At 70.4% G+C, this 12,526-nt stretch carries 14 protein-coding genes; 7 read left to right on the top strand and 7 right to left on the bottom strand.

Features of this window, described 5'->3' with window-relative positions:
- Positions 1–14: 14 nt before the first annotated feature.
- The 4 genes from ettA (at position 15) to ACQ0O7_RS16695 (ending at position 3,490) form a co-directional block, all read left to right on the top strand.
- Entirely contained in the window at positions 15–1,691 is a 1,677-nt protein-coding gene (gene ettA, locus ACQ0O7_RS16710) for an energy-dependent translational throttle protein EttA (protein ID WP_430782993.1), read from the top strand.
- A complete protein-coding gene (locus ACQ0O7_RS16705) occupies positions 1,684–2,094 on the top strand; it encodes an acyl-CoA thioesterase (RefSeq protein ID WP_430782992.1) in 411 nt (136 codons plus the stop codon). Before ettA ends, ACQ0O7_RS16705 begins: the two co-directional genes overlap by 8 nt.
- Positions 2,095–2,110: 16 nt before the next feature.
- On the top strand, positions 2,111–2,770 hold the full coding sequence (locus ACQ0O7_RS16700) for a hypothetical protein (protein WP_430782991.1): 660 nt from the start codon (positions 2,111–2,113) through the stop codon (positions 2,768–2,770).
- Between the two features lie 129 nt (positions 2,771–2,899).
- Positions 2,900–3,490, top strand: coding sequence for a YbjN domain-containing protein (locus ACQ0O7_RS16695; protein WP_430782990.1), 591 nt, complete (start codon positions 2,900–2,902; stop codon positions 3,488–3,490).
- Between the two features lie 53 nt (positions 3,491–3,543).
- Here ACQ0O7_RS16695 and ACQ0O7_RS16690 read toward each other — a convergent pair whose 3' ends face one another.
- From ACQ0O7_RS16690 to ACQ0O7_RS16680, 3 genes are all read right to left on the bottom strand, one after another.
- Positions 3,544–4,809 carry a PKD domain containing protein gene (locus tag ACQ0O7_RS16690; RefSeq protein WP_430782989.1) on the bottom strand — a complete coding sequence of 422 codons (1,266 nt, stop codon included), beginning with the start codon at positions 4,807–4,809 and terminating at the stop codon, positions 3,544–3,546.
- 63 nt (positions 4,810–4,872) lie between these two features.
- Entirely contained in the window at positions 4,873–5,274 is a 402-nt protein-coding gene (locus ACQ0O7_RS16685) for a globin (RefSeq protein WP_430782988.1), read from the bottom strand.
- A gap of 9 nt (positions 5,275–5,283) precedes the next feature.
- Positions 5,284–6,306 (bottom strand): mechanosensitive ion channel family protein, encoded by a 1,023-nt coding sequence (locus ACQ0O7_RS16680; protein ID WP_430783313.1) that lies wholly within the window; start codon positions 6,304–6,306, stop codon positions 5,284–5,286.
- 248 nt (positions 6,307–6,554) lie between these two features.
- Here ACQ0O7_RS16680 and ACQ0O7_RS16675 point away from each other — a divergent pair, with 248 nt between their 5' ends.
- Positions 6,555–7,094, top strand: coding sequence for an HNH endonuclease (locus ACQ0O7_RS16675; protein ID WP_430782987.1), 540 nt, complete (start codon positions 6,555–6,557; stop codon positions 7,092–7,094).
- Between the two features lie 7 nt (positions 7,095–7,101).
- Here ACQ0O7_RS16675 and ACQ0O7_RS16670 read toward each other — a convergent pair whose 3' ends face one another.
- Together ACQ0O7_RS16670 and ACQ0O7_RS16665 are read right to left on the bottom strand one after the other, a co-directional pair.
- The gene (locus ACQ0O7_RS16670) at positions 7,102–7,911 is read right to left on the bottom strand and encodes a class F sortase (RefSeq protein WP_430782986.1); all 810 of its coding nucleotides are present in this window, start codon (positions 7,909–7,911) and stop codon (positions 7,102–7,104) included.
- Between the two features lie 11 nt (positions 7,912–7,922).
- A complete protein-coding gene (locus ACQ0O7_RS16665; protein WP_430782985.1) occupies positions 7,923–8,399 on the bottom strand; it encodes a hypothetical protein in 477 nt (158 codons plus the stop codon).
- Between the two features lie 231 nt (positions 8,400–8,630).
- Between ACQ0O7_RS16665 and ctaJ the strand changes: the two genes are divergently transcribed.
- A complete protein-coding gene (gene ctaJ, locus ACQ0O7_RS16660) occupies positions 8,631–8,873 on the top strand; it encodes an aa3-type cytochrome oxidase subunit CtaJ (RefSeq protein WP_430782984.1) in 243 nt (80 codons plus the stop codon).
- Positions 8,860–9,255: a DUF5130 family protein gene (locus tag ACQ0O7_RS16655; protein ID WP_430782983.1), complete on the top strand. Its 396-nt coding sequence runs from the start codon at positions 8,860–8,862 to the stop codon at positions 9,253–9,255. Before ctaJ ends, ACQ0O7_RS16655 begins: the two co-directional genes overlap by 14 nt.
- Before the next feature lies 1 nt (position 9,256).
- On the opposite strand, the gene ACQ0O7_RS16650 is transcribed toward ACQ0O7_RS16655, so the two are convergent.
- Together ACQ0O7_RS16650 and pepN are read right to left on the bottom strand one after the other, a co-directional pair.
- Positions 9,257–9,808: a Uma2 family endonuclease gene (locus ACQ0O7_RS16650; RefSeq protein WP_430783312.1), complete on the bottom strand. Its 552-nt coding sequence runs from the start codon at positions 9,806–9,808 to the stop codon at positions 9,257–9,259.
- Between the two features lie 82 nt (positions 9,809–9,890).
- A complete protein-coding gene (pepN, locus tag ACQ0O7_RS16645; protein WP_430782982.1) occupies positions 9,891–12,449 on the bottom strand; it encodes an aminopeptidase N in 2,559 nt (852 codons plus the stop codon).
- Positions 12,450–12,526 lie beyond the last annotated feature (77 nt).

Raw genomic sequence — 12,526 nt, 5'->3', positions numbered from 1 at the left:
AGGTAGGGCACACCGTGGCCCAGTACATCTACGTCCTGGAAAAGGCGCGCAAGGCGCACGGCGACAAGGTCGTGCTCGACAACGTGACGCTGAGCTTCCTGCCAGGCGCCAAGATCGGTGTCGTCGGCCCGAACGGCGCCGGTAAGTCCAGCCTGCTCAAGATCATGGCGGGGCTCGACAAGACGAGCAACGGCGAGGCCCGGCTGATGCCCGGCTACACCGTCGGCATGCTCATGCAGGAGCCGCCGCTCAACGACGAGAAGACCGTCCTCGGCAACATCGAGGAGGCGGTCGCGGAGACGAAGGCCAAGCTCGACCGCTTCAACGCGATCGCCGAGCAGATGGCCACCGACTACTCCGACGAGCTGATGGAGGAGATGGGCAAGCTCCAGGAGGAGCTCGACCACCTCGACGCGTGGGACGTCGACTCCAAGCTCGAACTCGCGATGGACGCGCTGCGCTGCCCGCCGCCGGACGCCGACGTCACCCAGCTCTCCGGTGGTGAGCGCCGCCGGGTCGCCCTCTGCAAGCTGCTGCTCGAGGCGCCCGACCTGCTGCTGCTCGACGAGCCCACCAACCACCTGGACGCCGAGTCGGTGCACTGGCTGGAGCAGCACCTGGCCAAGTACGCCGGCACCGTCCTGGCGATCACCCACGACCGGTACTTCCTGGACAACGTGGCCGGCTGGATCCTCGAGCTGGACCGCGGCCGGGCGATCGGCTACGAGGGCAACTACTCCACCTACCTGGAGAAGAAGGCCGCGCGTCTCTCCGTCGAGGGCCGCAAGGACGCCAAGATGAAGAAGCGCCTCTCCGAGGAGTTGGAGTGGGTGCGGTCGAACGCCAAGGCCCGCCAGACCAAGAGCAAGTCCCGCCTGGAGCGGTACGAGGAGATGGCCGCCGAGGCGGAGAAGACCCGGAAACTGGACTTCGAGGAGATCCAGATCCCGCCGGGCCCACGCCTGGGCAACACCGTCATCGAGGCCAACGACCTGGTCAAGGGCTTCGACGGGCGCACGCTCATCGACCACCTGTCGTTCTCGCTGCCCCGCAACGGCATCGTCGGCATCATCGGCCCGAACGGCGTCGGCAAGACCACGCTGTTCAAGACCATCGTCGGGCTGGAGAAGCCGGACGAGGGCGCGGTCCGGATCGGTGAGACCGTCAAGCTGTCGTACGTCGACCAGAGCCGCGCCGGCCTGGACCCGGCCAAGACGGTGTGGGAGGTCGTCTCCGACGGTCTCGACCACATGATGGTCGGCAAGGTCGAGATGCCCTCCCGGGCATATGTCGCGGCCTTCGGCTTCAAGGGCCCGGACCAGCAGAAACCGACCAAGGTGCTGTCCGGTGGCGAGCGCAACCGGCTCAACCTCGCGATGACGCTGAAGATCGGCGGCAACGTGATCCTGCTCGACGAGCCGACCAACGACCTGGACGTGGAGACCCTCTCCAGCCTGGAGAACGCGCTGCTGGAGTTCCCCGGCTGCGCCGTGGTCATCTCCCACGACCGGATGTTCCTCGACCGGGTCGCCACCCACATGCTCGCGTGGGAGGGCACCGAGGAGGACCCGGACAAGTGGTTCTGGTTCGAGGGCAACTTCGAGGCGTACGAGAAGAACAAGATCGACCGGCTCGGCGCCGAAGCGGCCCGGCCGCACCGGGTGACCTACCGCAAGCTCACCCGTGACTGAGCGTTTCACCTTCGATGTGCCCGTGCGCTGGTCCGACATGGACGCGTACGGGCACGTCAACAACGCGCGCTTCCTCACCCTGTACGAGGAGGCGCGCGTCGCGATGTTCTTCGTCGGGGCCCGGGCCCACGGCCTGGCCTCGTTCGAGGAGGGCATCGTGATCGCCCGGCACGAGATCGACTACGTGCGGCCGGTCGACTTCGGCGATCCGGTCCGCATCGAGATGTGGATCTCCGAGCTGCGGGCCGCGGCCTTCACCGTCTCCTACGAGTTGTTCGACGACGGTGTGCTGGCGAGCCGGGCCAAATCCGTCTGCGTGCCCTACAACCTGGCCAAGGGGCATCCGCGCCGGCTGTCCGACGCCGAGCGTGACTTCCTCCAGCCGTACACCGAGGTGTCCTGATGACAGTTGACCGGTCATGAGTGAGCACGGCCTGCTCGGGGTTCCCGACGCAGGCGCGTTCCTGGCGCGGCTCACCCGGCTCGACCCGTCCGCACCGGTCCGGCTCCGATCGTCCGGCGGCCGGACCGCGCTCTGGGCCCACCTTCCGTGGGACGTCCTGGTCACCCGCGAGGTGGCCGGCCCCGGACCGGGTGACGCCACGGTCTCCGCCGGTGACCTGCTGGCCGTTCTGGCCGCGAGCGGTACCGCCCTGCCGGAGCGGCGCGACACCCGGTGGCGCTGGCCGTTGCCGCCACCCGCCAGCCGGGCCGTCGAGTCCATCTCGGGCACCGAACTCGCCCAGCTCGCCGCGGCCGCCGCCGGAACCCTGCGGGAGATCGCCTCGGGGGGGATGTCCGGCCGGGTGGTCGGGCAGCGGGCGGTCCGCGACGCGCTCCTCGATCACGTCGCCCTGGTCGTCACACCGGACTCCGGCGCCCCCGTGCAGATCTCCCAGCGGCTTGTCCAGGCGGTCGCCCGGATGGGTTTCCTCGGTCCGAGGGACGCCGACCCGGCGGAGGCGCGGGTTCGCGTCGCCGGTGGCTGGGTGGGAATTTCTGCACCATATGGAGTCGCGTGGCGACAAAGCGTCCACAAATTGACTGTTATGCCGATGGTAGGTAACCCGAAAGGGTGACCTTGCATCATTCATCTGGTCCCGCCCTCCCGTTGGGGGGATGACCTTCCGGAACGGTACGGGTACCGTCTGCCCTCGGATCCACTGCAACGTCCGGCACTGGGTCTGTTGGGGAGTGAGGTGCACACGATGCCGTGGTGGTCATGGCGCCCGGGAACGACTGAGGGCAGCGAGCAGTCGGACACCGGTGGCGAGGTGGCGGTGCAGAACCCGGGAACGGTCCGGGTCGGAGTCCCGGCCCAGCGTGAGCCGAACCGCACCGGAGTTCCGGCCGAACTGTCCGCGACCGGATCGTCCGATTCGATCCTGCCGGTCCAGCTCGCCCGTGTCGGCAAGGCGCTCGACCTGCTCGACATCCGGTTCCTGGCCGACGGCGGCGGCAGCCTCCTGGCCATGTGGGAGCGGCACGCGGTGCTGTTCACCCTGGAGGGGCCGGACGACGAGATCCTGGTGATGCGGGCCAGGCCACACGCGACGGTCCCGCCGGACTGGGCCGACCGGGCGTACCGGGTGGTCAACGAGTGGAACCACACACGACGCTTCTGCAAGGCCTATGTGGGCGACCCCACCGAGCGGGGTCAGCTCCCGATCTACGCCGAACTCCAGGTCCCCCTCGCCGCGGGCGTCCACGACAGCCTGCTCGTCGAGTTGCTCGACTGCGGTGCCGCCGTGGCGACCTCGTTCGTGGACTGGCTCCACGACGAGGGCGCTTTGCTCTAGCTCCCACAGCTCCCCGCCGTCCGGCAATCGCCCGCGGAGCGAAGCGGAGCCAGCTAGCGCAGCGGGAACATCCCGAGGCGCCCGTGGTATTCGCGGCCCAGCTGGTCGGTGTCCGAGCCGACCAGCAGGCCGTCCGGCGTGACCAGGAAGGCGCGGACCCCGACACCCCGCGAACGGGTCGGGTTCCACTCCAGGGCCTTGCCGGTGTTCGGGTTGACCGCGCCGATACCGGGCCGGGACACCGCCCCCGGGCCGGGGCCGCTGCCGTCCGAGCCGTACGGGTTGTCGAACCACCGCTGGTGCCCACCCAGGTAGACGGCCGGCCCGGTGATCGCCACCGCGTACAGCGAGTCCCCGCCGGTGCGCTGCACCCACGTCGGGTTCTGCCGCCCACCGGTCCGGGTCTCGAACCGGGCCGCCGAGTCGCACAGCTTCTGCGCCGACGACGCCCGCCCGGTCGCCGCCACCACGATGTACGACCCGTCCGGGGAGAACTTCACCTGCCGCAGGTACGTGTCGAAGCCCTTCATGCAGGTCGGCTTGAACGCGTCGGTGTACCAGCCGGTCAGTGACGCGCCGGACCCGCTGGTGTCGAAGAGCGCGATCTGGGTGCGATCCTCCCCACCGGAACGCAGGAACGCGCCGACCGCGATCAGCTTCCGGCCGTCCGGGGACAGGTCGAAGTGTTCCACCCGGACCCGCTTCAGCCCCGGCCCGGTCAGCTTCGCGTCGAAGCCCTCGTCCACCCGGCCCGAGTAGGCGTCGAACCGGGCCAGCCCGACCCGCTTCACCCCGTTCACCCCCTGGAAGGTGCCACCGGCGTAGACCGCGCCGTCCCGGGCGGCCAGTGCCCGGACGTCACCCCAGTCGACCTTGGCGCCGAACGACCCGTACCGGCCGCCGTCGTTCGCCGAGACCCGGGCCAGCCCGCGCTGGGCGGTCCCGTTGACGTGCTTGAACGCCCCACCCAGATAGACCGAGTGGTCCGGCCCGGCCGCCAGCGAGTAGACCGCGCCGTCCACCTGCGGGGCGAACGGCCGGATCTGCCCGTCGCGCAGGCCGAAGGCGAAGACGTTCTTGCGGGCGTACGTGTTACGCCGGCCCGCGTCGGCCACCTTGGTGAAGGCGCCGCCGACCACCACCGTGTCGCCGACCACTGCCAGCGACCACACGGTGCCGTCCAGCACGTGTGGAGTCCAGTCCACCGGGTTGGCGGAGACCACCGTCGGGTGGTAGATGTCGGCCTTCGCCACCGTCGCGGCCGGCGCCGATACGGCGACGGCCGCGACGGTGGCGGCAGCGAGCAGACGACGGCGCATGAATGGGCTCCCGGGATCGTGAGTGACTATCCGATCAACGAGCCACCGCGCCGCCCGACACTGTCACTGATCAGGCTGGACGGGATCCATCCGGTTCACCATGAAGTACGCCGCGCGCTCCAGGTAGTCCCAGAGCTGCACCCGCAGCGGCTCCGCCAGACCGAGGGCGTCGACCGCCACCCGCATGTGGCGCAGCCAGGCGTCGCGGGCCGCGATGTCGACCACGAACGGCGCGTGCCGCATCCGCAGCCGGGGATGACCACGGTTGTCGGAATACGTCGTCGGGCCGCCCCAGTACTGCATCAGGAAGAGCGCGAGCCGGTCCGCGGCCGGCTCCAGATCCTCCTCCGGATACATCGGCCGGAGCAGCGGGTCACCCGCGACACCCTCGTAGAACAGATCGACGAGACGCCGGAACGTGGGCTCGCCGCCCACGGCGTCATAGAAGCTGGTGGGTGCCGTCACCGTCCCACCTTATGCCGTGCCGCCGGGCTGTTCGTCGGCCGGCGGCGGGGTGACCTCGGGGCCGCCCATCCAGGCCGGCGGGACCGCGCTGCGCGGCGCCAGCCGGGACGCCGCGATCCGCTCGGACAGCCCGTTGGTCTCCAGCGACTCGGTCAGCGCCCGCCGCAGGTCACGCTGGATGGCGATCTGGCTGTCAGCGGTGGTCTTGGCGATGGTCCGGATCACCGCGCCCTCCACGGTCAGCTGCTCCACCCCGAGCACGTCCGGCGGCTCCAGGAAGCCGGCCTCGTGCTCGGGATCGTGGGCGACCTTCTCGGCGGCCTTCTTCAGCACCGCGATCGCCTCCTCCGAGTTGACGAAGCCGATCGGGATGTCGATCACCACCATCGCCCAGCCCTGGCTCTTGTTGCCGACCCGGATGATCTCGCCGTTGCGGATGTACCACAGCACACCCCGCGCGTCGCGGACCGTGGTGATCCGCAGGCCGACGCTCTCCACCACGCCGGTGGCCTCACCCAGGTCGACCGTGTCGCCCACCCCGTACTGGTCCTCCAGCAGCATGAACAGACCGGCGATCAGATCCTTGACCAGGCTCTGCGCGCCGAAACCGAGGGCCACACCGACGATGCCGGCGCTGGCCAGCAACGGGGCCAGGTTGAAGCCCAGCTCGCCCATCACCAGCAGGGCGGCCATCGTGAAGACCACCGCGCTGACGAAGCTGCGCAGCACCGACGCGATCGCCTCGGCCCGCTGGCGCCGCCGCTCGGGGATGAACGTCCCCTCCTCGGCGGTGACCGTCACCTTCTCCTTCAGCGGCTTCAGCAGCGCCGGCATCGAGGCCCGCGAGCTGGTGGTGGCCAGCCGGGAGATGCCCCGGTGCAGCGCCCAGCGGATCAGCATCGCGATCACGATGATGGCGATGATCCGCAGCGGCTTGATCAGGATCACGTAGCTGCTGGTGGCCGCCCACTCGTTCCACCCCCAGTCGATGAGCTGGGTGCAGAGGGCGTCGTCCTCGCAGACCGGGGTGATGAAGACCTCGGGCGATCCGGACGGAGTCGGTGTCGGTGGCGGCGCGGCTAGGAACACGGGGATTGAAGGTACCGGGTCCAGCTGGGTGAAGACCTCAGACGTTTACCGGGCGGCCACAGATTCTGCTGGCAATCCGGTCATTCATCAGGGACTATTGGCGCACGGGGGCTTCTCCACAGAGGCCCACATCACACACGCATGGGCTATGGGAGCGGTTTACAGCAACTGACACCGGAAGGGTGATCGCGATGCCTGACATACGACCCACGGTTGGCTCTTCCGCGTTAGTCCTGAACGCTACCTACGAGCCGCTGTGCGTCGTATCGGTGCGTCGAGCGACCATCCTGCTCCTGACCGCCAAGGCCGAGTGCGTCTCCGACGGCGACGGCGTCCTGCACAGCGCCCACCACCATCTTCCGGTCCCGTCCGTGGTCCGCCTCACGCGATATGTGAAGGTGCCGTACCGCACGCACGTCGGCCTCTCCCGCCGGGCCATCTTCGCCCGCGACGGCGGCCGCTGCGCCTACTGCCGCGGCTCCGCCGAGACCATCGACCACGTCTTCCCGAAGAGCCGGGGCGGCCTGCACGCCTGGGACAACGTGGTGGCCGCCTGCGCCAAGTGCAACCACAGCAAGGGTGACAAGACCCCGGCCGAGCTGGGCTGGCGGCTGCACGCCGCGCCGGCCGCCCCGCGCGGGGTGGCCTGGCGGGTGCTCGGCCACCGCACCCCCGACCCCCGGTGGATGGACTGGCTGGATCTGCCGGCCGCCACCCTGGAGGCGGCGTGACCCGGCCTCAGGCCGAGGAGACCAGCGAGGCGAAGACCACGATGTTGTCCTCGTAACCCTCGTCGCCGCCCAGCCACTTGCCGCCGCACGTCATCAACCGCAGCGACGGCCGGGTGTAATCGCCGTAGACCCGCTGCGCCGGCAGCCGGCTCTTGTCGAACGTCTCCACCGAGTTGACCTCGAAGACGGCAAGCGTCCCGTCCGCCCGCGACACCCGGATCTCCGCACCGGGCTTCAGCTCGTCCAGCCGGTGGAACACCGACGGGCCGGTCCGGGTGTCCGCGTGCCCCACGATCAGCGCCGGCCCGAACTGGCCGGGTGTCGGCCCGCCCTCGAACCAGCCGGCCTCGTTGTGCCGTTTCAGCGGCGGCACGTCCACCGACCCGTCGCCGGCCAGCCCCACCTCCAGGACCGGCGCGGACACCCGGATCGCCGGGATCTCCAGACGCTCCGGGCGGCTCGGGTCGAGCACCGGGAACGCTCGCGGCGGCGGCTGGTCCGGCCCGCGGAACAGGGCGCCGATGTCGAAGCCGGTGGCGAACCCGAGGCCCAGGCCGAACGCGAACAGACCCAGGAAGACCAGCACGAACGCGATCCCCCCGGCCACCCCGCCGCGCCGGCCCCGGACCGGCCGCGGCTTCGGGACCCGCCGGGACAGGAACATCCGGAAGGGTGACCGGCCCGGCACCCGCGGGGTGGCCGGCAGCGGCCCGGTGATCGCGCCGGGCGGCGGCGCCACGATCACCTGGGCCGGACGCTTCTGCGCGACCGCCGCGGGCACCCGCGGCCCGGACGGTGGGCGCTCTCGGTTCGCCACGCCGCGCCCCCTCAGCCCGCTCGCCGCTGGCGTGCCGTCAGGACACCGAGCACCAGCCCGGCCAGCAGGGCGGCCAGCCCGCCACCCATCAGCAGCGACCCGGCCGCGCCCGGGGCGGTGCCGCCGCCCCCGGTGGCCGGCCCGCGACTCGGCTCCACCCTGGCCACCACGTGCAGGGTGCCGGTGGCGGTGCCGCCGTCCGGGCAGCTCAGGGCGACCGGATAGTCCCCGGCCTCGGTGCCGGCCGGAACCCGGACCGTCGCGGTCAGGAACCCGAACTCGGGCTCCACGGTGACCGAACCGAGCGGATCACCGGTCACCGTGGCCGCCTTGAGGTTGTCGTCACACGACGCGCGCAGGGCGATCTCGTCGCCGGCCCGGGCCGTGCTGGGGTTGAGCTCGACGAACACGGCCGCGGCCGAGGCCGGCGAGCCACCCGTGAGGGCGAACAGCAGGCCCGCGACGACGGCGGGGACGAATGTACGCATGGGATCCCCCTCCTGCCGTTCGCGACGGAAAGTACGCGGACGGCGCGTGAGGGTGATTTTCGCACCTGCGCACACGATCCGCGTAGATCCCGACGGCGTGAGACCCCGGTTCGAGACCCGACGGTCCGGGACGACACGCGCTCGGCTACGGTGATTGATGTTCGGAATAAGTGGGATCACCGTGCGCCTGGGGGCGTTCAGTTGTCAGTAATCAGTACCGTTCTGGTCTTTGTGATCATTCCGGCCGCGATCATCGGGACGATCGCGACACTCGTGTTGGCCGGCTCCGACCGGTCCAAGCCGTCGCGGCGCTACCGCCCGGGCCGGCCCTTCGACTTCCCGGCGATGTGGTTCACCGCCACACCGCAGCAGGTCGCCCCGTCCGGGGCCGGCCACACCGGGCTGATCATCGAGGACAGCACCGGCGCACCCGTCCGCCCCGGTTCCACAGGAGGCGCAAGTGACAGTTGGTGAGGTCACCCCGCTCGACCAGCCCGCCGAGGGTCCGTTCACGACTCGTCAGCTGCGTCACCTCGACGAGGCGCTCCGGATCGCCGACCAGGTGACCGGGCTGCACTTCAGCATCTATCTGGGCACGCTGGCGGACCCGCCCCGCGAGGCCGCGCAGAAACTGCACGCCCAGACGCGTGACCCGGCCCGCTCGATCCTGATGGCCGTCTCCCCGGACCAGCGCAAGCTGGAGATCATCACCGGTGCCGAGGCGCGCAAGCGGGTCACCGACCGGGACGCCAAACTGGCCGGCCTGTCGATGGCCGCCTCGTTCGCCGGCGGCGACCTGGCCGGCGGCCTGATGATCGGGATCGACCAGCTGGCCACGCACGCCGGCCGGGCCTGACTCACCGCCAGGCGGCCGGGCTCACCCGGATCGGAAACGGCGCGTCCAGCGTGACCTGCTCCCCGGCCTCGATGTCGCGGCCCGGGCGGTAGGCGCCGCCCGCCAGCGCGCACACCCGCAGGACGGGCCCGGACTCCACCCGCCAGTAACCGGGGATGCCCGCGGCCGCGTAGACGGCCGGCTTGAGCAGCCGGTCGTACCACCGGGTCTCGTCCGCCTCCACCTCCACCACCAGCGCGACGTCGTCCGGGTCCACCCAGACCGACCCGGACGAGCGCGGCCGTAACACGGTCACGTCGGGCACCAGATCGCTCGCCTCCATCGCGATGCCGGCCCGGCTGCACACCCACCAGCCGGGCGGAGCCGCCGCGCGCAACACCGCCACCAGCGAATCGACCACGGCGTCGTGCGGTGGCGCGGGCGGCGGGGTGACGTGCAGACCGCCGTCGACGATCTCGTACCGATGCCCGTCCGGCGGGAACAGCCGCAGATCGGGCCGGGTCCACCGGCCCTCCGGTGCGGTCCACCGCACCGGGGAACCCCGGCTCAGCATCGTCACCGGCTCAGACTACCCGTCCCCAGCATGCGAAAAGGCCCGTCCCGCATCGAGCGGAACGGGCCTCTCACCGTCGTCGTCAGCCCGCGGACTGGTCCTTCGCCCGCGCCTTCAGCGCCCGCAGCACACCGTCGCGTCCCTCGGCGACCAGCCGGCGCAGCGACGCCGGGTGCCCGTCCCGGGCCAGCCAGGCATCGGTCAGAGTCACCGTCTCCTCGCTGATCTGGTAGACCGGGTACGCCATGGTGGCGAACTCCTGCGCCGGCTCACTGTCCGACCGCGCCCACACCTCGGCCACCACGTCGAAGAACTTCGCGGCGTACGGGGCGGTCAGCTCCACCTGACGGGTGCTCTGGAAACCGATCAGCAGCGACCGGTTCAGCCAGTTCGGCGGCGCCTGCGGACCGGTCAGATCGGCCCACACCCGCGCCTTGTTCTCCACCGTCGGCAGCAGCGCCCGGGCGATCGCCGCCTCCCGCTCACCACTGGCCGTCTTGTCCGAGGTCAGCTCGTCGTCGATCTCCGACTCGGCCGCCGCGCCGAGGGCGGCCAGCGCCTGCAGCAGCGACCAGCGCAGCTCGGTGTCGACGACCAGACCCTCCGGCTTGGCCGCACCGGACAGCCAGCCGCGCAGCACGGCCGCCTGCTCCGGGGTGCGGGCCGCGGTGATGAACGCCCGCGCCCAGGTCAGCTGCCAGCCACTGCCCGGCTCGGCGGTCGCCAGCCGGGCCTCGGCCAGCGCACCCAGCTGCGCCCAGCCCCGCGGCGCCCACTGCGGGTCGGCGAAGCTGGCCAGAGCCGTCGCGGCCTGCCGCAGCGTGGCGGTGGCCAGGTTGATGTCGGTCTCGGCGGGCAGCCCGGCGCAGACCAGGGCCACGTAGTCACGGGCGGCCATCTCGGCGTCCCGCAGCATGTCCCAGGCGGCCGCCCAGCACAGCGCCCGCGGCAGCGACGAGTCGAACCCGGCGATGTGACCGACCAGCGTGCTCAGCGACCGGTCGTCCAGCCGCAGCTTCGCGTACGTCAGGTCCTCGTCGTTGAGCAGCAGCAGGTCCGGGGCCTTCACCCCGGCCAGGGCGGCGATCTCGGTCCGCTCCCCGGCCACGTCCGCCTCGATCAGCTCACGCCGGACCAGACGGTCGCCGTCCAGGTCGTACAGGCCGATCGCGATCCGGTGGGTGCGCAGCGTCGGGTAGCCGGCCGGGGCCTCCTGACTCACCACCACGCTGGTGTAGGCGCCGGCCGCGTCGATCTCCACGATCGGGCGCAGCGTGTTGACCTGGGCGGTCTCCAGCCACTGGGCGGCGAACTTGCGCAGTTCCCGGCCGGACGCCGTCTCCAGTTCGGTGAGCAGGTCGTCGAAGGTGGCGTTGCCCCAGGCGTGCTTGGCGAAGTACGCCCGCAGGCCGGTCAGGAACGGGTCCAGACCGACGTACGCCACCAGCTGCTTGATCACGCTGGCGCCCTTGGCGTACGTGATGCCGTCGAAGTTGACCTCGACCGCCTCCAGGTCCGGCATCTCGCAGTAGACCGGGTGGGTGGAGGAGAGCTGATCCTGGCGGTACCCCCAGGCCTTGCGGATCGACAGGAACGTCGACCAGGCGTCGCCGAAGCGGGTGGCCTCGGTGTTGCACCAGTGGCTGGCCCACTCGGCGAACGACTCGTTCAGCCACAGGTCGTTCCACCAGCGCATGGTGACCAGGTCACCGAACCACATGTGCGCCAGCTCGTGCAGGATGGTGTTGGCGCGCTGCTCGTACTCGTAGTCGGTGACCTGCGAGCGGAAGATGTAGTGCGCCTCGGCGTGCGTGACGCAGCCGAAGTTCTCCATCGCGCCGGCGTTGAAGTCCGGCACCCACAGCTGGTCGTACTTCGGCAGCGGGTAGCGGACGCCGAACTTCTCGTGGAAGAAGTCGAAACCCTGCTTCGTGATCAGGTTGAGATCCTCCGCGTCCATGTAACGAGCCATGGAAGCGCGGCAGAAGTACCCCAGATCGATGCCGTCATGGGAGTACCTGACCTCATGGTACGGCCCGGCACAGATCGCCGTGATGTACGTGCTCATCTTCGGCGAGGTGGTGAAGTGCACCGTCTTGGCGCCCGCCCCGGACTCCTCCTCGGAGTCCACCGGCATGTTGGAGATGACCTTCCAGTGCGCGGGCACCGTGGCGTGCCAGGTGAACACGCTCTTCAGGTCGGGCTGGTCGAAGCACACGTAGGCGCGCTGCGCGTCCGCCGTCTCGAACTGGGTGTAGAGGTACATCTCGGAGTCCACCGGGTCGAGGCTGCGCTGGAGCCCCTGGCCGCTGGCGGAGTACTTGAAGTCGCCGGACACCACCAGGGTGTTCTCGGCGGCGAGCCCGGACAGCGGGAGACCGGCCTCCGGGGACCAGCCGCCGAGGTCCACCGCTTCGCCGTTCAGCGTCGCGGAGTGGATCGTCGCGGCGGCCGCCTCGACGAACGTCGAAGCGCCCGGCTCGGCGCACCGGAAGTTGATGACCGTGGTGGACCGGAACGTGTCGGGACCGGGATTGCCGTGCCCATCGGTCAGGTCAAGGGTGATGTCGTACCCGGTCACCTCGAGCAAACGACTACGTTCCGCAGCCTCGACCTGGGTCAGGTTGTGAACACCGGCCACGTGCACTCTCCTTCGAGCTGACTGCGTTTTCCCGAAGCCTATGCGGACACCGCGACGTAACTCACCCCGACCGGGCG

Source organism: Actinoplanes sp. G11-F43 (genome assembly GCF_050589265.1).
Taxonomy (GTDB): Bacteria; Actinomycetota; Actinomycetes; order Mycobacteriales; family Micromonosporaceae; genus Actinoplanes.
Note: the sequence above shows the minus strand (reverse complement) of the source record. Positions and strands in the feature narration are given on the sequence as shown.

Coding starts and splice junctions, on each gene's coding strand:
- ACQ0O7_RS16700 (WP_430782991.1), top strand. CDS start 2,111: ATGAGTGAGCACGGCCTGCTCGGGGTTCCCGACGCAGGCGCGTTCCTG.
- ACQ0O7_RS16695 (WP_430782990.1), top strand. CDS start 2,900: ATGCCGTGGTGGTCATGGCGCCCGGGAACGACTGAGGGCAGCGAGCAG.
- ACQ0O7_RS16690 (WP_430782989.1), bottom strand. CDS start 4,809: ATGCGCCGTCGTCTGCTCGCTGCCGCCACCGTCGCGGCCGTCGCCGTA.
- ACQ0O7_RS16675 (WP_430782987.1), top strand. CDS start 6,555: ATGCCTGACATACGACCCACGGTTGGCTCTTCCGCGTTAGTCCTGAAC.
- ACQ0O7_RS16665 (WP_430782985.1), bottom strand. CDS start 8,399: ATGCGTACATTCGTCCCCGCCGTCGTCGCGGGCCTGCTGTTCGCCCTC.
- ACQ0O7_RS16650 (WP_430783312.1), bottom strand. CDS start 9,808: ATGCTGAGCCGGGGTTCCCCGGTGCGGTGGACCGCACCGGAGGGCCGG.